General features: G+C 34.8%; 26 protein-coding genes, 2 tRNA genes and 1 other annotated feature. Of the genes, 10 read left to right on the top strand and 18 right to left on the bottom strand.

The window, feature by feature from the left end; genetic code table 11:
• Positions 1–19: 19 nt before the first annotated feature.
• Positions 20–1,195, bottom strand: coding sequence for a KamA family radical SAM protein (locus SPD45_RS13490; RefSeq protein ID WP_336268300.1), 1,176 nt, complete (start codon positions 1,193–1,195; stop codon positions 20–22).
• A 238-nt stretch (positions 1,196–1,433) separates the two neighbouring features.
• Positions 1,434–1,636, top strand: a binding site (T-box leader).
• 51 nt (positions 1,637–1,687) lie between these two features.
• Between SPD45_RS13490 and proB the strand changes: the two genes are divergently transcribed.
• Complete coding sequence (gene proB / locus SPD45_RS13495; protein ID WP_336268301.1) at positions 1,688–2,788, top strand: glutamate 5-kinase; 1,101 nt, start codon at positions 1,688–1,690, stop codon at positions 2,786–2,788.
• Positions 2,789–2,800: 12 nt separating this feature from the next.
• On the top strand, positions 2,801–4,048 hold the full coding sequence (locus SPD45_RS13500) for a glutamate-5-semialdehyde dehydrogenase (RefSeq protein WP_336268302.1): 1,248 nt from the start codon (positions 2,801–2,803) through the stop codon (positions 4,046–4,048).
• Positions 4,049–4,143: 95 nt separating this feature from the next.
• Here the strand turns inward: SPD45_RS13500 and SPD45_RS13505 are convergent, their stop codons facing one another.
• From SPD45_RS13505 to SPD45_RS13530, 6 genes are all read right to left on the bottom strand, one after another.
• A complete protein-coding gene (locus SPD45_RS13505) occupies positions 4,144–4,479 on the bottom strand; it encodes a zinc ribbon domain-containing protein YjdM (protein WP_336268303.1) in 336 nt (111 codons plus the stop codon).
• Between the two features lie 341 nt (positions 4,480–4,820).
• Positions 4,821–5,891 (bottom strand): hypothetical protein, encoded by a 1,071-nt coding sequence (locus SPD45_RS13510; RefSeq protein WP_336268304.1) that lies wholly within the window; start codon positions 5,889–5,891, stop codon positions 4,821–4,823.
• 453 nt (positions 5,892–6,344) lie between these two features.
• A complete protein-coding gene (locus SPD45_RS13515) occupies positions 6,345–7,931 on the bottom strand; it encodes a YndJ family protein (protein ID WP_336268305.1) in 1,587 nt (528 codons plus the stop codon).
• A complete protein-coding gene (locus SPD45_RS13520; protein ID WP_336268306.1) occupies positions 7,918–8,532 on the bottom strand; it encodes a DUF4166 domain-containing protein in 615 nt (204 codons plus the stop codon). Before SPD45_RS13520 ends, SPD45_RS13515 begins: the two co-directional genes overlap by 14 nt.
• 1 nt (position 8,533) lies before the next feature.
• On the bottom strand, positions 8,534–9,448 hold the full coding sequence (locus SPD45_RS13525) for a DoxX-like family protein (RefSeq protein WP_336268307.1): 915 nt from the start codon (positions 9,446–9,448) through the stop codon (positions 8,534–8,536).
• 95 nt (positions 9,449–9,543) lie between these two features.
• Entirely contained in the window at positions 9,544–10,053 is a 510-nt protein-coding gene (locus SPD45_RS13530) for a hypothetical protein (protein ID WP_336268308.1), read from the bottom strand.
• A 156-nt stretch (positions 10,054–10,209) separates the two neighbouring features.
• Here SPD45_RS13530 and SPD45_RS13535 point away from each other — a divergent pair, with 156 nt between their 5' ends.
• Positions 10,210–11,205, top strand: coding sequence for an LLM class flavin-dependent oxidoreductase (locus tag SPD45_RS13535; RefSeq protein WP_336268309.1), 996 nt, complete (start codon positions 10,210–10,212; stop codon positions 11,203–11,205).
• A 199-nt stretch (positions 11,206–11,404) separates the two neighbouring features.
• Here SPD45_RS13535 and ilvD read toward each other — a convergent pair whose 3' ends face one another.
• Together ilvD and SPD45_RS13545 are read right to left on the bottom strand one after the other, a co-directional pair.
• Positions 11,405–13,075 (bottom strand): dihydroxy-acid dehydratase, encoded by a 1,671-nt coding sequence (gene ilvD / locus SPD45_RS13540; RefSeq protein ID WP_336268310.1) that lies wholly within the window; start codon positions 13,073–13,075, stop codon positions 11,405–11,407.
• 109 nt (positions 13,076–13,184) lie between these two features.
• Positions 13,185–13,865 (bottom strand): FadR/GntR family transcriptional regulator, encoded by a 681-nt coding sequence (locus SPD45_RS13545; protein WP_336268311.1) that lies wholly within the window; start codon positions 13,863–13,865, stop codon positions 13,185–13,187.
• Positions 13,866–13,966: 101 nt separating this feature from the next.
• Between SPD45_RS13545 and SPD45_RS14450 the strand changes: the two genes are divergently transcribed.
• Positions 13,967–14,104, top strand: coding sequence for a DUF4357 domain-containing protein (locus SPD45_RS14450; protein WP_442962036.1), 138 nt, complete (start codon positions 13,967–13,969; stop codon positions 14,102–14,104).
• Positions 14,105–14,205: 101 nt separating this feature from the next.
• Here the strand turns inward: SPD45_RS14450 and SPD45_RS13550 are convergent, their stop codons facing one another.
• Positions 14,206–14,991 (bottom strand): hypothetical protein, encoded by a 786-nt coding sequence (locus SPD45_RS13550; RefSeq protein WP_336268312.1) that lies wholly within the window; start codon positions 14,989–14,991, stop codon positions 14,206–14,208.
• 668 nt (positions 14,992–15,659) lie between these two features.
• Between SPD45_RS13550 and SPD45_RS13555 the strand changes: the two genes are divergently transcribed.
• Positions 15,660–16,010 (top strand): hypothetical protein, encoded by a 351-nt coding sequence (locus SPD45_RS13555; RefSeq protein ID WP_336268313.1) that lies wholly within the window; start codon positions 15,660–15,662, stop codon positions 16,008–16,010.
• Positions 16,011–16,088: 78 nt separating this feature from the next.
• On the opposite strand, the gene SPD45_RS13560 is transcribed toward SPD45_RS13555, so the two are convergent.
• Positions 16,089–16,616 (bottom strand): membrane lipoprotein lipid attachment site-containing protein, encoded by a 528-nt coding sequence (locus SPD45_RS13560; RefSeq protein WP_336268314.1) that lies wholly within the window; start codon positions 16,614–16,616, stop codon positions 16,089–16,091.
• 223 nt (positions 16,617–16,839) lie between these two features.
• On the opposite strand from SPD45_RS13560, the gene SPD45_RS13565 reads away from it, so the two are divergent.
• From SPD45_RS13565 to SPD45_RS13580, 4 genes are all read left to right on the top strand, one after another.
• Positions 16,840–17,940, top strand: a complete 1,101-nt coding sequence (locus tag SPD45_RS13565; RefSeq protein ID WP_442962037.1) for a nitric oxide synthase oxygenase — start codon at positions 16,840–16,842, stop codon at positions 17,938–17,940.
• Positions 17,941–18,231: 291 nt separating this feature from the next.
• On the top strand, positions 18,232–18,753 hold the full coding sequence (locus SPD45_RS13570; RefSeq protein WP_336268316.1) for a metallophosphoesterase family protein: 522 nt from the start codon (positions 18,232–18,234) through the stop codon (positions 18,751–18,753).
• Between the two features lie 70 nt (positions 18,754–18,823).
• A tRNA-Gly gene (locus tag SPD45_RS13575) sits at positions 18,824–18,897 on the top strand.
• 24 nt (positions 18,898–18,921) lie between these two features.
• Positions 18,922–18,995: transfer RNA gene (locus SPD45_RS13580), tRNA-Arg, on the top strand.
• Between the two features lie 152 nt (positions 18,996–19,147).
• Here SPD45_RS13580 and SPD45_RS13585 read toward each other — a convergent pair.
• From SPD45_RS13585 to SPD45_RS13615, 7 genes are all read right to left on the bottom strand, one after another.
• The gene (locus SPD45_RS13585; protein WP_336268317.1) at positions 19,148–19,747 is read right to left on the bottom strand and encodes an XTP/dITP diphosphatase; all 600 of its coding nucleotides are present in this window, start codon (positions 19,745–19,747) and stop codon (positions 19,148–19,150) included.
• Between the two features lie 3 nt (positions 19,748–19,750).
• Entirely contained in the window at positions 19,751–20,497 is a 747-nt protein-coding gene (gene rph, locus SPD45_RS13590) for a ribonuclease PH (RefSeq protein WP_336268318.1), read from the bottom strand.
• A gap of 24 nt (positions 20,498–20,521) precedes the next feature.
• A complete protein-coding gene (locus SPD45_RS13595; RefSeq protein WP_336268319.1) occupies positions 20,522–21,589 on the bottom strand; it encodes a GerMN domain-containing protein in 1,068 nt (355 codons plus the stop codon).
• A gap of 51 nt (positions 21,590–21,640) precedes the next feature.
• A complete protein-coding gene (racE, locus tag SPD45_RS13600) occupies positions 21,641–22,462 on the bottom strand; it encodes a glutamate racemase (RefSeq protein WP_336268320.1) in 822 nt (273 codons plus the stop codon).
• A 97-nt stretch (positions 22,463–22,559) separates the two neighbouring features.
• Complete coding sequence (locus SPD45_RS13605; protein WP_336268321.1) at positions 22,560–23,168, bottom strand: response regulator transcription factor; 609 nt, start codon at positions 23,166–23,168, stop codon at positions 22,560–22,562.
• Positions 23,168–24,304: a sensor histidine kinase gene (locus SPD45_RS13610; protein WP_336268322.1), complete on the bottom strand. Its 1,137-nt coding sequence runs from the start codon at positions 24,302–24,304 to the stop codon at positions 23,168–23,170. The genes SPD45_RS13605 and SPD45_RS13610 overlap by 1 nt, the downstream gene beginning before the upstream one ends.
• Positions 24,305–24,505: 201 nt before the next feature.
• The gene (locus tag SPD45_RS13615; protein ID WP_336268323.1) at positions 24,506–25,567 is read right to left on the bottom strand and encodes a fatty acid desaturase; all 1,062 of its coding nucleotides are present in this window, start codon (positions 25,565–25,567) and stop codon (positions 24,506–24,508) included.
• Between the two features lie 220 nt (positions 25,568–25,787).
• On the opposite strand from SPD45_RS13615, the gene SPD45_RS13620 reads away from it, so the two are divergent.
• Entirely contained in the window at positions 25,788–26,015 is a 228-nt protein-coding gene (locus SPD45_RS13620) for a helix-turn-helix domain-containing protein (RefSeq protein WP_336268324.1), read from the top strand.
• Positions 26,016–26,044 lie beyond the last annotated feature (29 nt).

The following is a 26,044-nucleotide window of genomic DNA, read 5'->3' on the forward strand; positions in this document are numbered from 1 at the left end:
AACTTTAAAGGTTTTTTATTTATGCTCGACGACGTCTTCTTCGTTCTGGTATATCACTCATTTCATTTACAGATACAACTTCTTCCACCTTTTTCTCTGGTGGATCCCAAAATTGTTCGTTTCCAGGTAAATCATCAAACCATGCAGCTTCTTTTGGACAATCTAATACCATGAATTTACCGTAATCTCCATCACGAGCTTGGTGGAATTTTAAATACGCTTTTCCATCTTCAATTGCCAAAATTTCTACCTTCCCAGCTGTATGACTCATCGATAATCGGACACGTTTTCCTAGTCCAGAAGTTTTTGCCTTCGCTTCTTCGACAATATTATATGCTTCTTCTAAACTTAAAACAAAATCTTCGTTTCCGCGTACTGGGCGGTTAATAAAGAAATAATATGGTGTCACACCAGCCCATGAAAGCTTGTCCAATAATTCTCCTAACACCTCAGGATCATCATTAATTCCCTTCAATACAGGTGTTTGGTTTACGACGATTGCACCTGCTTCGTGTAACGCTTGAAATGCTTTATATGCTTCTTCCGTAATTTCTCTAGGGTGATTAATATGTGCCATAATATAAATTCGCTTATCTTTTTGTGAGTGTTTTTTAATGACATCTAACAATTCTTGATCTTCATAAATTCGCATCGGGTTAAAAACAGGTAATTTTGAACCGATTCGAATAATTTTCACGTGATCAATCGCTCGTAATCGTTCAAAAATCATATCGAGGCGCCTAGCGGCTAAAATTAGTGGGTCTCCTCCTGTTAAGAGGACATTATTAATTTCAGGATGTTGTTCAATATATTGTAGCCCGGGTTCTACATCGATCATTGCTTCCTTTACATCATTTCGGAATAAACGTTTTCGGAAACAGTAACGACAATATGCTCCACATACTTCCGAACAAATTAATAGTGCTGTTGTTGTATATTTATGTTGACAACCTGGTACAACATAATTCGTATCTTCATCAGATGCATCCCATCGTCCATAATCTTCTAATTCATTTTCATTCGGGATAACTAACTTTTTAATTGGATCATTCGGGTCATCCCAATCAATTAAATTCAAGTAATAATCGTTCACACGGAAAACAAATTTCTCCGTAATCTGTTTTAATTTTTCCCTTTCATGCTCAGGGATTTGTGTAATCTGATCAATGTCTGTGATGTATTTAGGTAATGTCATTTAAAATCTCCTCCATTTATGTAATTTTGGTAGATCTCACATATGCAATACTCATTCTTACGTCAGACAAAAACATGACAGCGCATACATGCATATATTAACGTTACCATATTAAAATGGTTCTTTCAAATGACCTTACCAATATTTAAACTATTTTTACAAAAGTTGTGAAATTTTTCTGAAAACAAACGTTATAAGTTGACATTTGTACCGATTATTCATATATTATAGTTGTAATAATTGAACGATGATAAAGGACTAGTATGTAATTTTTACTATGTATAGAGAGTGAAACATTTGCTGAAAGTTTCGCCATAGTATGTACAGAACCTACCTTTTAGTCCAACAAAAAGTTGGCGTTTCTTCACGTTACGAAGTTAAGTGGGACTTGACAGTCCAATGTAGGTGGTACCGCGGAAGAATAACTCTTTCGTCCTTATTAAGAAGGACGAGAGAGTTTTTTTATTGTGTAAAGAATAGGAGCAACAATGAATGAAAAAACAAACAATCGTCGTAAAAATTGGGAGTAGTTCTTTAACGAATGAGCATGGAGAAATAGATGAGCAAAAACTAACTACTTATGTGAATGCCATTGCAGCTTTAAAGAAGGCAAATCATACGGTCGTTCTAGTTTCATCTGGAGCAGTTGCCGCAGGTTTTAAACAGTTAGGCTATGCTTCTCGCCCAGTTACAATTAAAGGACGCCAAGCAGCCGCGGCAGTCGGTCAAGGCTTATTAATTCAATCATACAATGAAAAATTTCAAGCACACGGGCTAGTTTGCGCACAAGTTTTATTAACGAGAGCTGATTTTACAGAAAAAGAACGATATCAAAATGCTTTTTCTACGATGAATGAATTAATGCATCGAGGTGTCGTGCCTATTATTAACGAAAATGATACCGTCGTAATTGATGAATTAACCTTTGGCGATAATGACATGTTATCTGCCCTCGTTAGTGGATTTATTCATGCCGACCAACTAATCATTTTAACTGACATTAACGGATTATACACTGACAACCCGAAACGAAATCCGCTTGCTAAAAAATATAATTTTTTAACAGAAATTGATGACACTATTTTATCTGGGGCGACAGCAGAAGGGTCAAATGTTGGCACTGGTGGCATGAAATCAAAAATTGAAGCTGCTAAAACAGCCCTCTCTCTCGGTGTCTCCATTTTCATCGGAAAAGGAGAAGAAGAAACTAGCTTATTAGATATTTTAGAAGGTCAAGGAGATGGAACCTATATTTCAAACAAATCATTTGGCCCGATCAATACAAGTAAACAATGGATTGCTCTTCACTCAGAATCTACTGGAAAAATTTATATTGATAAAGGAGCTGAAGATGCTATCTTGCACAAAGGGAAAAGTTTACTCCCGGCTGGAATCGTCAAAGTAAAAGGAAACTTCTCGCGTGGCGATGTTGTTGAAGTTCATGGCGCAAAAGGGTTAATTGGTAAAGGGGAAGTTGGCTATACATCTGATGCTTTAATTGAAGAAATAAAGCAACGTAAATTAATGAAAATTTCACCCCCATCAGTTGAGGTTATTCACCGAAACCGTTGGATTGAAATGAAACATTTATAGGAGGAATAAGATATGAATGAAGTTTTTCAAAAAGGGAAACAAGCAAAACGTGCAAGCTATGCACTTGCTGTAGCAACGACAGAAGAAAAAAATGATGCACTTGTACAAATCTCCAAACAGATCATTACGGATCAAGATACAATTATACAAGCAAATGAATTAGATTTAGCTGCTGGAGAAAAAAACGGGTTAGATAAAAGTGTATTGGATAGAATTATGTTAAATGAAGAAAGAATTAATGCGATGGCAGAAGGAGTAAGACAAATTGTTACATTAAAAGACCCAATTGATGAAGTGTTGGAGGAATCTGTCTTACAAAATGGATTACAAATTGCTAAAGTTCGAGTCCCAATCGGAGTGTTTGGCATGATTTATGAAGCTCGTCCAAACGTGACAATTGATGCAGCGACACTTGCTTTAAAAACTGGGAATGCAGTTATTTTACGTGGAAGTTCATCTGCAATCCATTCTAATAAAGCATTAGTTGCTTCGATTCATCGTGCTTTAGAACAAACTACGATTACCGTTGATGCCGTGCAATTAATCGAAGATACTTCCCGTGACACAGCAAAACATTTATTCCAATTAAATGAATATTTGGATTTACTTATTCCACGTGGTGGTCAAAAGTTAATTGATACAGTCATTCGTGAATCAACAGTACCTGTCATTGAAACGGGAGCGGGAAATTGTCACGCTTTTATTGATGCAACTGCAAATGTCTCGATGGCAACGGATATCGTAATGAATGCTAAATTACAGCGTCCTTCCGTTTGTAATGCAATCGAATCATTGTTAATGGAGAAGAATTGGTTTAGAGAAAACGGAAAAGCACTATTACAAAAATTGCACGAAGCCGGAGTAGAAATTGTCGGCGAAGAAAAAGTTGTCGAAGTTTTTCCAGAAGCAAAATTAGCAACAGAGGAAGATTGGGGAACAGAATATTTAGATTTAAAAATCAGTGTGAAATTAGTTGATGATGTGACAGAAGCAATTGAACATATTAACACATATGGAACACATCATTCAGAAACGATCATTACTGAGAATGCTACACATAAGGATATGTTCTTAAGCAGTGTCGACTCCTCTTCTGTATACCATAATGCGTCCACCCGTTTTACGGATGGGTTTGAATTCGGATATGGTGCTGAAATTGGTATAAGTACACAAAAACTTCATGCGCGTGGACCGATGGGCTTACAAGCATTGACATCGACAAAATTCGTCATTAAAGGTGACGGACAAATAAGAGAATAATAACAAAAACACCCTTTAAGTTAGGCTGAAAACTAACTCGAAGGGTGTTTTTGTATGTTGGAATACGTTTTCTATAAAGGTATCATTATTTTTGTTTAAATTTTCTTTAAAAACTCTGATTTCAGTTGCATACTACCATGACCTGGAACTTTACAATCGATATCATGGTCTCCTTCGATAATTTTAATATCCTTAATATTCGTTCCTTGTTTTACGACAATAGAAGATCCCTTCACCTTTAAATCCTTTATTACTGTTACGTTATCTCCATCGTTTAATTCTGTCCCGTGTGCATCACGGGTTATGCTCCTACTCTCTTCTTCTGCAGGAATATCCGACCATTCATGTGCACACTCAGGACAAACATAAAAATGTCCATCCTCATATGTATAAGACGAATTACATTCTGGACAATTCGGTAATTGTGCCATCTATTTCCCCTCCCTACCACCATGTACTTACATCAACAACATTATAGCATGAACAAAATAAGAAGCGAATGTTTCAAATAAACTACACTTATTCACTCAATAACTTACAAAAGAGCGTTTAATGTTCAAACACCACATCATGTCTGAAAGTGTTCATCTTTTTCAAAAATCTATTATAGCGTTATAAAAAAACCGATGCCTGTTCTCCATTTTAATGAACAAACAAAAAAGATTATGATCAAAATATTATGCAGAAAAAAAGTGCCAGTGGTTTTTTCCACCAACACTACGTATTATAATGCTCGTTTTTCTTGATGAGAGCTTTTTGTTCAAATATGCGTTTAGTTTGGATCAATGTTAATCGTTGTGCTTTCAGAAATTGCCATACTGTATGGGAAATAAGAAATGATTGCTTCGTCTTCTTTCCCCTTTTCAACACCAGCATAGATTGTTGCTTCTAATTTTTCGCCTGGTTGAATATCTTCATCATATGACCAAAACGCTTCCCCGTCTTTTGGAACGATACGATCGGCACTACGCCCTTGATCTAATAGAATGTTTTCTATATTGCCTGTACGAACACTTGGCACCGCATAATCATAACTAATCGCTTCGTCTGTCGTGTTTTCAAATGTAACGTCCATTGCAAGATAGGTTAATTCTTCTCCTTCTAGTCCTTCATTATCCATTTCATCAACAGATTCTTCCGTATAAACATCATGGAACGTCACACCAAGACCACCTTCATCACCATGGTCTACTGGAAATACTTCTTCCTCTAAACCATATGTACCAACAGGGGTTTTATGTTCACTTTGAGGTACGGTATAAACGAACGGACCTTCATCAGCTTCATATCCATTAAATAATAACACCGATGAATATTCCATTGCTGGTTCAATTAAAATAGTTGAACCAACAAAATGTAATTCTTCTCCTGGCTCAATAACTTCATCATAAGGATCGTCTCCAGTTGCTAATGTTTCATGTTCTGGATATGTCACATCGACCTCTGTATTCATTCCTGAAAATTGTGGAATAAAGTCACCATAACCGATATCTGTTTCTCCTTTATTTACAACCGTCATATCAATTAAAGCAATGCTATCAGTATCATCCAAATCTCCATATATTTCTTCAATATATTCTTTATGGTCTTCTTTTTTTTCAATCGTTATGTCATTCACAGTTACGTCCATTGGTTCATCTGAGTAATAGCCGATTAATTCAAATGTTTCCCCCATTTCCGCATAATTTTTATCTTCATCTGCTGCACCGTTCTCACTTGATTGGTTGCTATTATTATTTTCACTTGCTTCGTTATTGCTATTTGCTTCATTATTTCCTCCACATGCCGCAAGAAAAAGCATACTAACGAGTGCAAAAATTACATATGTACGTTTCAAAATCATAAAACCTTCCTCTACTTCTTTTATTTGTCCAAACGACCTTTCTTCCCTCCTTTAAAATATTAGACAAAAAAGGTATACCACAAAATTTTTATAATGAAACATAAAACAACAAAAACACCTATTAATACCTATATATTTTTTCATTCCAAAATAAAAACATACAATTTTCCCTACGTATATTTTCATATATTGAAATTTTTCCAAGTAAAAAATCGGAATATATTTAGCTTCTAATTATTAAAAAATTGATCATAGGTTTGACGAATAGATGAACACAAGCAATTTACACTCTAAATTCGTTGAAATGATAGCGAAAATAAATTTCTTTCTCAGTTGGTTGAGACTAATCAAAGTAGATTTATGAACGACGTAATCAATCAAATAAAAAGAAAAGGTAACTCCAGTAACAATTAATTGACCGAAATTCCCTTTTTCGTTTCACTATGTTTTGTCCTAGGTACTTCCCTTATTTTGCATTATATTATATGTAATCTTCAAAAAAGGTAACTTAAAGATGTGCATTCGATGTGTCGCATGTAATTTTCCAGGTGATATTTCTTGTAAATGAAATGTTTCTGTTAAAGGCAAGCGAAAATAACCATTTTTCCCAAATGCTAAATAAATCCCAACATCGTTCATCGTTTCATCTTTTCGGACACTTGTTAATTCAATTTTTTCTCCGTGTTGGATAAAAGCTAAAATGCCATGCATCGATGTGAATGGTAGAGGTAATGCTATATTCATATAAGTTCTTATACCATCGGAATGCGTACTATATAGTGCAACAAATACAATCTCTTCTTTAATTTTCCGCACCCATGCACGAACATTATTCCGACCATGGTTTCCTTCATCAACTCGATATATATTTCCTGTCATCTCTACTTGTTTGCTCGATATTGGTAAATTAATTTGTTCTAACAAACGACTAAGTTGTCGATATATAAATGCAAAAGGCTTAAACCAAGGTGACCATTGTATGCTCGCTTTCAATGTAAACGTATTTGTATTTTCATAAAAATCGACGATCGTTTTTGCTACCGTTTGTCGATTAATAAATGGTTCATACAGTTCCATATGATCAACTAATCCGTTAAGTTTCTCGTCAGCTTCTTTCGGCTTAAATTTATTTCGAATTGGACTTAAAGGGAATGTAGGTGCTTGCCATCTACTAGATGGGATACTCATTAACCAGCCAACAGTCCCAATAAATCCAAATAAAACTGCATTTGTGAAACCATGAAATATTAACATCCAATCAATCGTGACGAGTTGAAAATGAAACCCTGTAGTTAACACATATAAACTAGCAAAACAAATAGTAATACAAATAGAAAAAAACGATACACTTACAAATATTTTCTGTATCATTGCTATATATACCGTTTGTAAGGAGTAATAAAATAACATAAAAACGGTTAAAATATAGAAAATAATTCCGACTAATTCAATCCAAGGAGAAATAGTAATTCCAATAGCCATCATCCATGGCAATAGTGCCATCATCGGTGCAATAAACAAATAAGTTGGCCGTTTACTTACCCGCCCTAGTAGACCAATAAAAATTAACATAATACATGCGGAATAATGAAAATGAATAGCAGTAAGCCACGTAATGATTGGTGTAAATCCTGTATTTATGTCGAATGTATATGCAATGAGCCATATACCGCCAATAGGTAGAGAGAGCAATCCAATATCAATGATAAACTCCTCTATATGAATAAATCCACGTAAAAAGAATCTATGTATCCCATATAATGCTATGTACAATGTAAATATAAAATAAAAAACAGCAAAAACCCCATCTAATTCACTAGGGAAAATTGACATCCATGCAACTGCTACATAGGTTGGGATTGCAATAAATGGATACATTTTTTTAAAAGTAGAATGTCGATCTAGTATTGCTAAAAATAAAACGGGTATGAAAACAAGTTGGGCGATTAATAATAAGGAATTCGGCCATATTTCCTCTGTAAATAGTACGATTATGACAAAGATGAATAAATGAAAATAAAAATAATTACGAATAGGCATGGAAAACCCCCTTATAAGAAAAGACCCTTCCAATAATGCGATTATGAACAATTACATGGATTGTATAACATTCATGGGTCTCATCATAGCCTTCATACACTGTTGCATTTCCATACATCCATTTTGGTAGTGGTATTTCTATGTTTCCGATAATTAACCGTTGTTTGATGGAATCTATTTTCAGACTACCATCATTTAAAACCGTCAGTTTCAGATCAGAGTATAGTGGAGAAGGTTCGCCTAAATAGTCTTTTATTAGCTTTCGTTTTGTATCATAGCTCATCACTGCATTGAAATATCGAGTTTTAGTTGGAAAATGAAAAGCTCGTTCCCAGTGCACATGTTCCTCGCCTTTTTTCGTTTGATATGCTTTATTTTTTATCGTAAATGGTATTTGCTTTCCCTGCTCTGGGAAAACTAATTTAAAGAAAGTACCAAACCACCAAAGTGGATACAATATTTTGGGGCCGCCAACAATGTCATACATAGTACCTTTTCCTATAAAAGGCTTTCCATCACGTATGTCATATCTTTTTTGTAACATCGGGTGCAATTTTGTAAATTGATCACCAAGTTCCTTTTCATAAATGGATCTTTCCATCTTAACCACGTCGCTTTCGTAAACAAGTTGTTGCGGTTGGCACGTCTTTGCTGACAGCCACTCCGATGAAAGATAATAACAATAATGCTAGATTAAATGTGACAGGACTAAATGGATGAAATGCGTTCGTCCCATCAACGAGTAATGCAGATACCATTAATAACGGAAATAAAAAACATTGTAAAATGAATAAATGTCGTTTATTTCGATAAAGCAACCATATTATACCAAACAACAGTTCCACCACGCCTATCACAATAAGCATTCCTTTTAATGTGCCATTTGACATTGAAAATAAATGCCCTGTCATTCTCAATTCCTCTGGATGCATAGTAATTATTTTAGGAACAAGTCCGTGGTACATCCATACAAACGCAAAGAAAACCATTAAACTATACGTGATAAAAAAACGTACATATTGGCTATGTGGGGTCTCTTTATTTTCAAGCCATCGTTTCAACACGTCAAAACTTAATGCAGTACCCCACCCCATCAATGGGCGAAATAATATGGCATCGAAGACTTTTCCTAGCATACCATAGTTCGGTTCATAACGATAACTAGTTAAAAATGTCGTACCATTTGTTTTTTCATTCGGGATATATTGCCAATAGCCACGTCCTTCTTTAATCGGGGAAATCTTTTGTGGTGTACCAAAATGGAGTGAAGACGACTTTGTCCCATCTCCTTTCGTATGTTCCCCAACACTTTCTCCCCAGCCACTAATTTCGACAAATGGTAAAATTTTTCTTGTGTATGTAAATTTTTGCACATCATTTTTCTTTTTTGGTAAGTACGTTATCGACGAAAAACGGATATCCCATTGTTCATGAAGTGCAGGATTTTGTGATTTTTCCCAAATATCTCCTATGGCACCATCTATTTCTATCTCGACATAAATTTCCTTTTTTGACATGTTACCACAGTCCTTTTCTATTTTATCTGTTCCATCCCGGTAATAATTTTGATGAACAGATGTGTTTATTGTTGTTCCTGTCTTCCCACAACCTTTTAAAATGGAATACGTTTAAACAATAACCCTTTCATAGAAGGGTCTACTTTATCAATGACAATAATTAAATAAATGAATAAATACAAAAGTTGTTCTGCATGGGGGTATAATTCGATCGTAAACGTTGTCGATAATCGGAGCAATTTTGTATCTATTTGTCCAAGTTCTTCGTCATCTTGCCATAATGTATAGGATAATTTCGAATCATTATGCACCACATGAATGCCCTGAGGTTCAATAGAAAAGAAATGTTTTGTCCATCCTTTATTCGTTTGAATACGTGCTATTTCTTTTTCATCTTTTTCAATCGTAAATACTACATTTTTTCGATCTTGTTTACGATACATCGTTGCTATTAGACTTTCATCTTCTGTTTTCCATAAGTCATACCCATATTTGCTAAATGGATTTGCAATTCTCGTATAAAATAACAGATCTTTTTCTGTGTTGTACACATAATAACTATCTTTAAGATCAATAAATCGCTTTTTAACATAGTATTTTTTCATATAAATACTCCTCATTTAAAATGCCTTATTTATGATGAACTACCCTTTCACATTTCAATTTAAACTAATAAACAATAAGCAGTTACGTTGTATATAAAACAAAGTAATATTATCATATTAATAAGCTTGGAATTTTTAAGAATAGGATGATGATACATGAGAAAACACGTACCATTAAGTGTACTTGATTTAGTAGGCATTTCAAAGGGACAAACGGTAAAAGAAGCAATTGATACTTCTATGGAACATGCTCAATTCATAGATGAATTAGGGTTTAAGCGATTATGGTATGCAGAGCACCATAATGCCATATCACTTGCAGCAGTCGCCACGCCTTTATTAATTGGGCGTGCAGCATCTTTGACAAAGAACATTCGTGTCGGATCTGGTGGAATCATGTTGCCAAATCATGCTCATTTTCGTGTTGCAGAAGAGTTTGGTACATTAGCACAAATGTATCCAAATCGGATTGATTTAGGATTAGGGCGTGCCCCTGGAACAGACGGAATGACTGCACAATTAATTACACGGACGAGTGGAGATGCACAAGAATTTGCAAATAATATATATGATATGATTGGTTGGTTCAGTGAAGATGGAGTTTCTTCTCGTATCCCAAATGTAACGACAGGAGTTGCCACGAATACGAATGTTCCAATTTGGGTACTAGGATCAAGCATGAATGGCGCCCATATCGCTGGTCAGTTAGGGTTACCATATTCGATTGCCACTCATTTTATGCCAGATGACTATGAAGAAAAATTAGCATTCTATCGCTCGTCATTCGATTCTACTGGCCCAACTGCTACGATTGATACTCCTTATTCTATGGCAGCAATCAATGTCGTCGTTGCTCCAACAGATGAGGAAGCAGAACGAATTTTTACTTCAACAGAAAAAATGTTTATCAATTTATATTCTGGTGAGCGAAATTATATCGAGGCTCCTGTTGACCCGACTGAACTTCCTAACCGTCACTTAGCGGATAGCGCACTAAAGGTAAAAGCAGTCGGTTCTCCAGAAACTGTTCGAAAACAATTAGAAGCCTTTGCGGAAAAAAGTAAAGTGGATGAATTGATGATCGTTACCTACGCGTATCATCCTGAGGATCGTAAACGGTCTATGGAATTATTAGCAGATGTTTGGTTTTAAAAAGTAACTACAACATATTTTTAGTAAAAAATGGACAGACTTCATTCAAATCAATGCAAATGCTGACTAAAATTCATCTGACAGTTAAACTTTGACAAATAGATCGAGAAACTCTATATAAAAAAACGAAGTTGGAACATAGGTAAGTATCACAACGTACAAGACTATGTCATTCCAACTTCGTTTTCTTTTGCTTTATTTAAATACTCATTACTCCACCTTTTGATGCGTTAGTAACGAGTGCAGAATAGCGAGCTAACCAACCTTTTTTAATTTTTGGTTCAAATGTGGGTAAGTTACTCTTTCTTTCTGCCAATACTTCGTCGCTCACTTTTAAGTTCATCGTACGTGATGGTAAGTCAATTTCGATTATATCGCCATTTTCTACTAATGCGATTGGACCACCTTCCGCAGCTTCTGGTGAAATATGTCCTACAGAAATTCCACGAGAGGCTCCACTAAAACGCCCATCAGTAATAAGTGCTACATCTTTCCCTAAGCCTCGCCCCATAATTGCGGACGTTGGAGCTAACATTTCTGGCATTCCCGGTCCACCTTTTGGTCCTTCGTATCGAATGACAACGACATGCCCTTTTTGAACTGTTCCGTCATCAATACGTGCTTGGGCTTCTTCTTGAGAATCGAATACGATTGCTTCACCCTTAAATGTTTTAATCGAAGGATCTACTGCCCCAACTTTAATAACCGAACCTTCCGGACAAATATTACCGTAAAGAACAGATAATCCACCTACTGGACTGTACGGATTATCTTTCGTACGAATGACCTCTTCATCTTTAATATGATAATCTTGTACTAACTCACGCATCGTTTTGCCTGAAACAGTTGGACGGTCTGGATTCATTGCTCCAGGTATTTTAATTAACTCATTAATAATCGCTTCTACTCCACCAGCTTTATTAATATCGTCCATTGAAATATCTGATGCTGGCATAATTTTTGCTAAATAAGGAACCCGCTCTGCTACCTTATTAATATCTTCCATATCATAGTTAATTTCCGCTTCATTTGCGATAGCTAATGTGTGTAATACTGTATTTGTTGAACCACCCATCGCCATATCTAATGCGAATGCATCATCAATTGCATCTTTTGTAATAATATCACGAGGTTTAACATCTTCCTTAATCATTCGAACTAGTTGTCTAGCAGCCTCGTATACTAACTCTCTACGCTTCTCACTTGTAGCTACAATCGTACCATTTCCTGGTAAAGCTACCCCTAGCATTTCCATTAAACAGTTCATGGAGTTAGCAGTAAACATTCCCGAACAAGAACCACAAGTCGGACATGCATTCATTTCAATATCTAACAATTCTTCTGAAGACATTTGTCCTGCTTTATGTGCTCCAACTCCCTCAAATACAGAAGTTAAAGAAATTTGTTTTCCTGAAGCACTTACACCTGCCTCCATTGGTCCACCTGATACAAATACAGACGGGACGTTCGTTCTTGCAGCAGCCATTAACATTCCAGGCGTAATTTTATCACAGTTCGGAATGTAAAACACACCATCAAACCAATGTGCATTAATCACTGTTTCTGCAGCATCCGCAATTAATTCACGGCTCGGTAATGAATAACGCATTCCGATATGCCCCATTGCAATTCCATCATCTACCCCAATTGTGTTAAATTCAAATGGAATTCCACCAGCTTCATAAATTGCATCTTTCACCACATCTGCAAACTCTCGTAAATGCACATGACCAGGAATAATATCAATATATGAGTTACACACCCCAATAAATGGTTTCTCTAAATCTCTCGGTTTCACTTTCCCCGTTGCATATAGCAAGCTTCTATGTGGGGCACGGTCAATTCCAATTTTAATTTCATTACTTCTCATCTGTAGCGCACCTCAATTTTCTAAAAATTTAGTTTGTTCTTCTTATTGTAAAACGTACGTTGTCTACTGTCAATTATGTTGTTGGACAAAGAAGCAGTTTCTGTCTTTTTCACGTCATGCCTAAATCTTTCATCGCATGTAAAATGTGAATCTTCATCGCATTTCTTGCACCCTCTGCATTTCTCACTTCCATAAATTCCATTATTAAGCGATGATCATGGATGGTATCTGTAACGACGTTTGTCTTTTTCTCAGACAAAATAACCCCTTTATTAATCGCTTGGAAAATTACTGGCATGAGACGATCGATAAATTCATTATGGGTCGCCTGGGCAATCGTTCGGTGGAATAATTGTTCCACTTCCGTACGGTCTTCGCCTTTATTTATTTTTTCCTCGATTAATTTTCCATATTGTAAAATTTGTGCAATTTCTTGATCAGTCGCTCGCAATGTCGCATAGTATGCCGCTTCCGGTTCAAAAATAAGACGAATTTCATATAAATCTTTTATATTCATCGTCAAATTAGATAAATCATGAAGAGAAGAAGTTAATTGATCGACATTGAGTTGTTCTTTCACAAATGTCCCTCGACCACGTTTTATTTCTAATATGCCATTTGTCACAAGAATGCGGATTGCTTCTCTTAATGTTGTTCGACTAATTTTCAACTCTTCTGAAAATTCCAGTTCGTTCGGAAGTTGATCACCAGGTACAAACCTTTGGTCAACGGTGATCATCGACAAAATTTCTGTCGCAATTTTATCGGATAATCGTTTTTCCCCTATCATCTAGTTTCATCCTTATTTTTTCTCTATAGCATAATAGAAAAGACGAAGGATGTAAAGCGTGATATTATTTAAACATGGGATCTTTATGACGTGAAAGTTACATGGATTTGTTAAAACAGGATTATACCTTTTCTAGTCCTTCCACCGCTGCTACAATTGTACGTCTAGCATCGACAAACGGATGGACGAACTGGAAAACGAAAGAAAGTAAAACCTTAGATGAATGTCAAGCTAGATAAAGAAGTTCTTATCCATATTTATTTTTACATTATTCATTTTGACATAAAAAACACCTCTATCCGTTAAACGTACATCTAACGAATAGAGGTGGGTTATGCTTTTAATTAGACAATGCTAAGTCATCTGTATCTGAATGTTTCGTAGTCCAATTACCATACCATTTTGTAATATAATTATTCGGTTTTCTTCCAAGTAATTCCGTTAAATTTGTATATTGCATTCGTACATTATCATGTTCCCCAATTGCATCATACAACTGCATTAATACTAAATAGTTGTTTTGAAACGTTGGATAATGCTTCTGAATGGTCAACGCTAATAAAAGGGCATCAAAATAATTATGCTCTGCCTTCAAATGTTCAATCATCGTATTGATCATCGTAATATATAAAATTTTTAACTGTTCGCTTTTATTAGCTTTCCAGCTAAAGTTTTCTTCTTTCAAATAATCACCCGTATAATACTTCATCAACTTATCATAGTAACGATAATTTTCTTCTGTTAATGATTCAAAATTATCAAATACAGACTCAAAAATATGTAAATCAACAGAGACATCACGTAAAATCATTTCATAACGACCAACCGTATTCGTAATATCAATATCAAAATCAATCGACTTTAGCATGGATTTAATTTGATAAATTGTCGTATATAAATTTTGCATCGCCTTTGCCTCATCATATTCTGGCCACAACATCGATGTTAACTCTTCCTTAGAAGCACTTTTATGTTGTAATAAATAACAAAATAACTCTTTCGCTTTAATCGTACGCCAGTTTACATCCTTAATAACATTTCCATCTTCCATAAATTGTAATGTTTTAAATGTCCGAATAATTTTACCTTCTTGAAACTTTTTTACTCCTGTATATAAATCAATCATTTTTTCACCTCAGTTGTTAAATTTCATATAATTCCAACTGTGTAATATGGACCTATACGAAATCTTTACATTATATTATTACCGTTTTTCAAAAATATAAACAAGTATTTTTTACCAGCTGGGAAAAAGTTCGATCATCAACCTTCAATTTCCCCTTTATTATCAATGTATTAACGACTTTTTTAAGGTCATCAAATTTTTGAATAAACGTGCATTTCATTTCTTATATTCAGCTCTAATATACAGCGTTTTTTGAGATAGCATTTATCTGTCGTGTTACTTTTTTATTTTATCCCATTCTTAATATGTATCATGCTCTTTTATCGTGATCACGAATAACTAATTTATGTAAATACTTGTTTTAAATCTAATAATACTACTAATAAACGCTTTATCAATTTGCATGTTTCCTTCATCATAAGTAACTATCGTACGAATTTTTAGCTTGTGAAAATTTATTGTTCTTTCTCCTATTCTCCCTCTTAAAATGGAAGTTAACTTATAGCTTACTAGCACGAAATGAAAACAAACTGTGAGCATTATGAGAATACGATTAGAAAAATAACGAAGTATACATAATATAATTATTGTAAACAAAACACTATGAAACGTGATATTTTAAAAGTAATATCGTATAATAAGAACAAACGTTCTTTAGGTGGGATAATATGACTGACTTAGAAATTGCAAAACTTTATTTATTTCTCGACCTAACCATTAAAAATTTATTATTAGATTTAAAATATATTTATGAAGGTCCCTTTCGTATTAAGGATCCTTACATTATATTTAATGAACAATTATTAACTGGTGCGAGAACCGAAATGAGAAAATTAAAGCGTGAAATGTATAAACGAAACATCCAAGTCGTTCTTCTACGTCAACAAGGGAAATTTACGACATACAAATTTATTACAAAACGAGAAATGAAAGAAATTACTTATATGAATGCCGTCATGAAAAAGCATGTCAAATATGTTATAGAAAGAATTGCTACTGGATCAGCATTTAAAATATAAATTTTTGTACGTCAAATCTATCCAACAAAAAACAGGATAGTTTTCAATAATGATGGAAACTGTCCTGTTTTATGTACATTAAAAATTAATTTTCACATGTTCTTTTTCATCATGATATGGTTCATCTAACGTAAAAATGGATAAATCAAATTCTAAATTATCTTGTATTTCTGGAAGATCTCCATCATAATTTTGAATCTTCATTGTTACATTAGCTGTTTTTCCACTTGCGACAGTTTCACTAAAAAACACTAGATCATCAATCATCACATCGTCTGCCGATACTTCATGTGACTGAATCTCAAAAGATTGTGCCATTTTATTTTGTACCGTCATTTTAATTTCATAATACTCTTCATCCCAATCCTTATCAATGACTTTTTCTACACCTGTTAGTACTACATGAAAATTGTCTCTATCTACTAATGTTTCTTCCATTTCAATTTTCTCATTTTCTACAGGCGCTTCATCGTTATTTTCTACATCATTTTCTTCTATCACTTCATGATCATTCGTGTCTACTGAGGCAACGTCTTTTTCTTCTGTTTCTATACCACAAGCAGCTAATAGAATAGCTGAAACTAAAATAAATAGTATTTTTCTCATCGTTCCACTCCTTTTTATCTTTTATACTAACATTATATAGTAAAATAGAATTATTTCAAACACTTTACATTACTTTTGAATTACTTATACACACTTGTAAATAGGTAAAAACACACAATTTAATAACAGGGCAACGATACAATGAAAGTTCGTTAATTATACATACTCGTAAGTCTAATATGCGTATATTTATGTTACTATTTTATAGGAGGAGAGGATGAACATGAACAAGACAATTGTTGATAATAACTTACTAAAGGAAGCTACTCTATTTATCCGAAACTGTTACGAAGAACTCGGTTTATCTGCTGAGGAACAAAATGAAAGAATTAAACAAATTGAAAAAGAAATTTTTGCTACAGATACGTATACACATGAACCATTTGAACTAATACATGGAGCTAAAATGGCATGGCGAAACAGTAATAGATGTATCGGAAGACTGCTTTGGAATACATTACATATTTTTGATGCAAGAGAAGTTAACACGGCGGAAGAAGCATATGAAAAATTACTTAACCATATAACTTTCGCCACAAATGATGGGAAGATTCAATCTACCATTACGATTTTCCCTGCCAGAAAAGGTAGCAAGGATCCACTGCGAATCTGGAACCATCAATTAATTCGATATGCTGGATATGAAATAGATGGAAAAATTATTGGTGATTCTTCATCGATTGCTTTTACGCGAGCTTGTGAAAAATTAGGATGGCAAGGCGATAAAACAGATTATGATATATTGCCTTTAGTCATTCAAGAAGACGGAAAGGAACCGAAAGTTTTCGATATTCCAAACCATTTAGTCAAGGAAGTACCAATTACACATCCAAAATATGATTTTACATCATTAAATGCAAAATGGTATGCCGTTCCCATTATTTCTGATATGCGACTCGAAATCGGTGGAATTGATTATCCTATGGCACCTTTTAATGGTTGGTATATGGGTACAGAAATCGGTGCAAGAAACCTTGCTGATGAGGATCGTTATAATTTATTACCAAAAATTGCTGAAATCATGCAACTTGATACAACGGTAAATCGCTCACTTTGGCTAGACAAAACATTAGTAGAATTAAATATCGCTGTATTGCATTCGTATCATACTTCCGGTGTCACCCTTGTTGATCACCATACAGCTGCAAAACAGTTCCAACAATTTGAGAAAAACGAATTAAAGAACGGTCGATCTGTCACTGGCAATTGGGCATGGCTCATTCCCCCACTTTCACCAGCAGCAACAAATATATATCATCGACCATACAATAACGATATTATGACACCAAATTACTTTTATCAAAAAGATATTGAGTTTGGTTAATGTAACATGTTGTATAAGCCTTACTGGTACTTCATCATGCAAGGATGTTTCGTAAGGCTTTTTACACTTAATTTTAAAATAGATATGAGCAATTTCACTTAATTTTTATATTGTTTGCTTACATTCAATTGTTATTTGAACTCCCTTGTTAAACACTCTTTCGTAAAATACAACTTTTAAAAGAATCTAATGAGTGAATTAGAATCCTGTAACAAATGAATTTGTTCGAATGGACGAGTGAATGAAAAAACAGTATAGTTATACATAGACAAGCGATAAGAGGTGACAGCTTTGAAGAAAATTTTAATACTGAGTGACAGTCATGGCTTAGTAGAACCATTGGAAACAATTAAATATCGACATGCTTGCGATCATTATATTCATTGTGGTGATTCTGAGCTTGAAACTGACCATCAAGTGTTAAATGGATATGAAATTGTCCGAGGAAATTGTGATTGGAACAGTTCATTTCCGAATGAACTTATTTTAAATATTAACGATCTCCGCTTATATGTAACACATGGTCATTTATACGATGTGAAAAATTCTTTAATGCGATTGCAATATCGTGCAGTAGAGGTTGAGGCAAATATTGTTTGTTTTGGGCACTCACATATTGCCTATGCAGAAAAAATTGGACAAACATTGTTCTTAAATCCAGGAAGTATTCGTTTACCAAAATATTTTTCGGAAACTTCTTATATTGTTTTAAGTGTGTTAGATGATACGGAAGTAACAATACAATTTTTCAATGCGGAAGGTATGGAGATAACAATATTTCCTTACAATGAAACTTTTCGATTAGAAAAATGATAGAAAAGTGTTGACTTTATTTCTGAACCGTCATATAATAATAAATGTCGTCAAAAGAAGTCGACCACTTGCGGGTGTAGTTTAGTGGTAAAACTCCAGCCTTCCAAGCTGATGTCGGGGGTTCGATTCCCCCTACCCGCTCCATAATTAAATAATAATATACATATTGTCCTCGTAGCTCAGCTGGATAGAGCAACAGCCTTCTAAGCTGTCGGTCGGGCGTTCGAATCGCTCCGGGGACGCTTAAACGTGAATTAGGTTGTTATCAATGGAATATACCATTGATAACAACCTTTTTTATTATATAAACATTAAAAACCTCCAATTTACCGCTTATCGGAAAATTGGAGGTCTATGATGGAGGGCTAACTTTAGTATGCTCTATAATGACATATTATATGTCATTCGATGCAAACCAAATATTTAATTTTTCTAATGCGTGATGACGATGGCTTATACTATTTTTTTCAACCGTTTCTAATTGTGCCATCGTTTGTTTGTATCCTTCAGGTATAAAAATTGGATCATATCCAAATCCATTATCCCCTTCAGGAGCAAATGTAATTTTTCCAGGACAGTTTCCTTCAAAATAAACTGTTTCCTTTCCAGGACGTGCTATCGCTAATACGCAAATAAACTTAGCATGACGTTCCTCCTCTGGAACATCTACTAACTCTTGTAGCACTTTTTCATAATTGTTTACATCATTCGTCGGTTCTCCTGCATAACGTGCGGAGTATACGCCCGGCGCACCATTTAAAGCATCAATTGAAAGGCCAGAATCATCTGCTAATACAGGTGTTTGAACAAGTTCACAAATGGTTTCCGCCTTTAAACGGGCATTCTCAAAAAAAGTATCACCAGTTTCTTCGACATCTGGAAGCTGTCCCTCATAATCAGCTAGTGAACGAACTTCGATTCCATATGGCTCAAACATGTCGCGAAATTCTTTAATTTTTCCTTTGTTTCCTGATGCGATCATTAATTGTTTCATTGTTTATTCCTCTTCTTTCACTTCTAATTCAAATCCAATTTCCTCTGCCAACATCCCTAGTGCTTCTTTTTGTACTGCAAAAAGTTGCTCAATTCCAATTTGCGCGTGTTCGAGCATTAATTGTAATTCGTCATAGGAAAAAGTTGATTCCTCCCCTGTACCTTGAATTTCAACAAATTTTCCCTCACCAGTCATTACGACATTCATATCAACATTTGCAGCAAAATCTTGTTCATAATTTAAATCAAGGACAACTTCCCCATCTTCCAATACACCAACACTTGTTGCAGCTAAGTAATCTGTTACAGGTAAATTTTTCACTTTATCTTCCTCTAATAGTCTGCCACAAGCAAGGACCAGTGCAACGAAGGCACCAGTGATCGATGCAGTTCTCGTACCACCGTCCGCTTGGATAACATCACAATCAATCCAAATTGTGCGCTCCCCTAATTTCTCTAAGTCGACGACTGCTCGTAATGCACGTCCTATTAAACGTTGGATTTCCATCGTACGACCACTCACTTTTCCACGAGATGATTCTCTCGTATTACGTTGATCGGTTGCACGTGGCAACATGGCATACTCTGCAGTTATCCAGCCTTTCCCTTGTCCACGCATAAATGGTGGGACACGTTCTTCAATCGTTGCATTACAAATTACTTTTGTATTTCCAACTTCTATTAATACAGAACCTTCAGGGTGCATTGTAAAATTCGTTATTATATTTGTTGGTCTAATTGTCGCGTTCATATTCGCCCTCCTACATATTTTCAGTTACATTTTTTCCATTTGTTGAAAATCTGATAATTGAACAGGTGTATCATACACATTTCCGTCTTCATCCATAATCTCATCTAGCTGTTCAACTTGTACATCTATCGCTTGTACTTCTTCCCCATCTACTAAAGATCTTACTAATGTTTCCATTACATCTTTTTGAATGATTGGAAGTTCATCATCGTTAAAAATATACTCATTAAATACTAATTGTAACACACCTTCATTTAGTTCAGGTGCTTTTTCTAAAGATACTTCTTGTTGGAACACATCTTGTACGCCTAATTCACGTGGAATGTTTTCGAGTAATTTTTGCACCTTTGCTTCAAATACATCTTCCGTACGATCAATATACGTCGATACTGGTACAAAGTACGTCATTTCCTCGTGTTGCTTCGGATAAAAAATCGTGACAAGTTCACTATGTTGCAAATGTGGCTTTTCATCCATATGTATGTTAATTCCATGCTTCTTACTATACCCGTTTGCAATTGGTGTTCCATTGACAGGCATTTCATCTATATCTTCTCCATCAATTCTCAGTTTTATGTTTTCCACTTGTTCAAACTGGGTCAACGTATGTGTCATGGCTTCTAATATGCGTATTTCATCTTCCGCCTCATAGTTTGCAAATTGCGCTGATAAATCAACAATTAATGTTCCGTCCTCTGTTACATTCGTTCCTAACACTTCTGTTTTCTCTGGTAAAACTGCTGCAAAACCTTCTGGTAATAACTCCGTGACAGGTCCATCTTTCACTAAATATTGAACCGTTTGGGCTGCCGCTCCTTCGATTTTAGGTATTTCTATTTGAATCGGGGCAACAACTCCATCTTTATCGAATACATAAAGTGTCCGTTCTGTAGTTTCAGCTGTTTCTTCTACATCGTTTTCCTCAGAATTAGTTTCTTCAGATTCATTCATATTTTCTTCTGTCTCGTCAATGATTGGAATATCCTCTGGCATATCAATTTCTTCTATCGTTTCAGCTCCTTGAAAACAACCAGATAATAAAAACATACCTACACCCGCAGTTATCGCTACACGGATTTTTTTCGTGCGCACAAAATCCCCTCCTGTCATATACTAGTACAATATACGACATGGTGTGTCCATTTATACCTGTATCGGAAGATTAATTTTATCCATCATCACATCTTGTAGGCATTCAATACAGTTTTCAAAAATGATATTTGATAATTTAGTAAATGTTTCTAAATTACCAGTCATGTAAAATTGATGTTTCGCCGTACGAACATTTTTTTGTAGTAAATGATGCACTTCTAAAATCGCACTCGTTTCTCTAGCAGTTTCTTCACTTGAAGATATTAATTGAACATCATGTCCAACTACTTGTTGAATCGTTTTTTGCAAAATTGGATAATGAGTACAGCCGAGCACCAATGTATCAATATTCACTGTACGTAATGGTTCTAATGCTTCCGCTACAACTTGAAACGCTTCTTCCCCATCTGTTATACCTTTTTCCACCATCGGTACGAATGTCGGACAAGCAAGGGTAGTTACTCCTAACGTATGATTTATTTTATGTAATGCACGGACATATGATTCACTTCGTATCGTTCCCTCTGTTCCAATCACACCTATTTGCTTATTATTCGTTGCATTAATGGCGGCACGAGCACCAGGTTTAATGACACCAATGACTGGAATCGATAGTTCTTCCTTTAATTGTTTAATCGTAAATGCTGTCGCTGTGTTACATGCAATAACAATCATCTTCACATCTTTTTCCAATAAAAAATGAACCATTTCCATTGTGAACTGTTTTACTTCATGTTCTGGTCTCGGTCCATATGGGCATCGCATTGTGTCACCAACATAAATTAATTTTTCGTTCGGTAATTGTCTCATCAATTCATATGCAACAGTTAATCCACCAACACCTGAATCAATGACACCTATTGCTCTATTCAAAATTCCACCTCATTTATTATTGTAACGATATATATTTTATCATACGTACATGTGAAAGGAAAAAAGAAAAGACGAAAAAAGTTGAAGTAACTTCGACTTACTTCAACCATCCTTTTTCCTTTACGAGAGAAATTGCTTCTATCCTATTACCAACTTGTAACTTTTCTAAAATTGTCGACATATAATTTCTGACCGTTCCAGGAGATAAAAATAATGTAGCAGCAATTTCCTTCGTTGATTTTCCTTTTGCAACAAGACTTAATACTTCAGATTCTCGCTCTGTTAATGGGTTTTCAATAAAATCACTCTCATACATCATATCCATTAATTCTGGTGCATACATTTTTCTTCCTGCCATCACTAAACGAATTGCTTCAGCTAATTGTTCAATTGGGCTATCTTTTAATAAGTATGCTTGTACCCCAGCTCTTCTAGCCCGATCAAAATATCCTGTACGAGCAAATGTCGTTAAAATAATTTTTTTGCACGGATCTTCCTTTAATAATTCAGCTGCTTCCAGGCCATTCATTACTGGCATTTCAATATCCATCACACAAACATCGGGTTGTAATGATTGAACTAATGCTACTGCTTCTTCTCCATTTGTTGCTGTTCCGACAACTTCAAAATCATCTTCCATATTTAACAACGAACCTAATGCACCAAGTAACATTCCTTGATCCTCTGCTAATATAATTTTAATCATTACATGACACCCCCTTTGGCAATGTTTTTTATAATGACTGGTACTTCAACTGACAAATCTGTTCCATTATGGGACCCTATGTATAACGTACCATTTACAAACTCCAGTCTTTCTCTCATCCCAGCAATTCCACTTCCAAATGATTGCTTTTTATCTTTCGGAAATCCTCTTCCATCATCTTTAATTTTTAATATATATGCTTCCTCATTTTGTGTTATATAAATATCACTTTTCGTCGCTCCACTATGTTTAACGATATTTGTTACAGCCTCTTTTAGACAAAGACTTAAAATATTTTCAATAACAGGTGGAACCGATTCATTCTTTAATTCATTTTTGATTGCAACATCGATCTCTGCAGCCTCTAATACTTGCTTCGTTCGTTCTAATTCATCCGTCAACTTTCGATAACGCATATGTGTCACTAATTCACGTACTTCTTTTAATGCGGTGCTTGCAGTCATTCTAATATCTTTTAATTCATTTGTAGCAAGTTCCGGATCTTTTTCTAATAATTTGCCAGCAAGATCTGATTTTAGTCCAATTAAAGATAATTTTTGTCCTAAAATATCATGCAAATCTCTTGCGATACGTTGTCTTTCTTCAAAAATAATTAGTTCTGATATTTTTTCCCGTGCGACTTCTAACTCGCCTTCTAAATTTTCACGTTTCGTTCGATTATATAAATGAAACGGTAACAGCACTGTCCCAATGACACTAATAACGATATACGGTGTTTGCGGCAGTAGTAAGTCTAATCGAAAAAAATAACCAAATATAACTGCCCCAACTGTCGTTGCAATATGAAGCCCATACATAATAAAAAAACCTGCATAATGTCGAATATTTCCAATAAAGATGGCTGTAAAAATAGCAAAATAAACAAAGCCAAACAAATAAATCATTGCAATGTTTACAATCATTTCAAAACTAAGCCACATATATACAAGTCCACTTTTAGACTTGAAAGAAAATATATAGGAAATGAAAAACATTATTAATAATGTAATGCCGATGCCAATTTCTACAAAAGAAGATGATTTAAAAATAAAGAAAAATGGTAAAAAACATAAAATAATCCATGTGTAAATACTAATCCATGGTTTCTTCGGAAAAATACTATACCATTTACGCAAAAATAACACCCTCTTCCTATTGCCTCTATTATAGCAATAAATATTGCATTACAACATCTGTTCATTTAAATCTATAAAAATACTTTTTGAGACTATTTGAATAAACCCAAAATGGTATCTATATATTGGAAGTCCCTTTAAAACAAAAAGATATGCTAGCAATCAACTACTCGCTAGCATAACTTCATACTTGTATGTCTATTAATTGATTCTCGTTTTGTTCGAATGTTTTACCACACGATTTTGCTTTGTTTCGTTTAACTTTTCACGCTGACGCTGCTTCCACGTTTTAAAGGTAATAAAATTTTGTGCTTCTGCATCATATAATTTATAACGCAAGGAATCTAGACTCGTTTTAAGTGTAATCGTTGTTGCGTATTGTAAATCTGGAGTCGTCTCATGTGCCTCTTCTAAATAATAGTTCGGTATACGTGGTGCTAAATGATGGACATGGTGGAAGCCGATATTTCCTGTTAACCATTGTAAAAATTTTGGTAACTCATAATATGAACTTCCTTCTACTGCTGCCTTCACATAATTCCACTCAGATTCTTCTTCAAAATACGAATCTTCAAACGTATGTTGAATATAAAATAACCAGATACCTAATGCGGCTGCAATATAAATCGATATTCCGTGCACGATTAAGAATGGTACGAAACCAACAAAAACGATAACTAAAACCGTTCCTATAAGTAATATAGCATTAATTAAATACGTATTATTTTTCTCTTTTTGCTTCGCATCCGCTCTATTACGTCGGTTTGACACAAGCACTAAATATAGCGGACCAAACCCAAACATAATAATCGGATTACGGTATAGACGATATTTCAATCTTTCCCATTTTGTTGCTTCCTCATATTCCTCTATTGTCATTACCCAAATATCTCCAATGCCACGTTCATCTAAATTAGAACTAGAAGCATGGTGAATCGCATGTTCTCGTTTCCATTTTTCATATGGAAAACTCGTTAACACTCCTGTAATCGTTCCTAACATATTATTTTTTCGTTTGTCATGGTAAAAAGAACCATGTGTACAATCGTGAAAAATAATGAATGTACGAACAATCAGTCCTGCTGCTATCACCGATAAGCCAATCGCTACATACATATTAATTGGTACCATTATATATGCGATAATCCAAGTAGCAATTAACGGCACAATCGTATTAAAAATTTGTATCGTACTTTTTTTATGATCCGCAAATGTATACGGCTTTACTTGTTGATGTAATTTTCTCGTTTTCTCTTTTGACATTTTTCTCCCCCTCATAGGCGTCCTATTTTAGTATAAGAGAGTGAAAATCTTTTTATTAGACGTAAATGTCATCATTTCTATGTGACAAATGTCATATCAAACAAAGGATAAACGTATAAATCATTCATTTTACGCACTTTTCGTACATTTATTCATAAAATAAACTGACTAAATAATTCCCTTCTAAATGCATCTCACCGACAGCAAGGAGGGGGACCATTTGAACGACTCGAAAAACTTTCACCAACAAAGCGTACTAACAAAACGTGAAAGAGAAGTATTTACGATACTTTTACAAGACAAAACAACAAAGGAAATCGCAGAAGAACTATTCATATCTGAAAAAACTGTCCGAAACCACATTTCAAACGTTATCCAAAAGTTGGGTGTAAAAGGTCGTGCACAGGCAGTGATAGAGCTTGTTAGAATGGGGGAATTATCATTATAACGAAAACCGACTTTCACTATCGAAAGTCG

Origin of the sequence: Pseudogracilibacillus sp. SO10305, assembly GCF_037072005.1 — a bacterium.
Classification (GTDB): Bacteria; Bacillota; Bacilli; order Bacillales; family Amphibacillaceae; genus Pseudogracilibacillus; species Pseudogracilibacillus intestinigallinarum.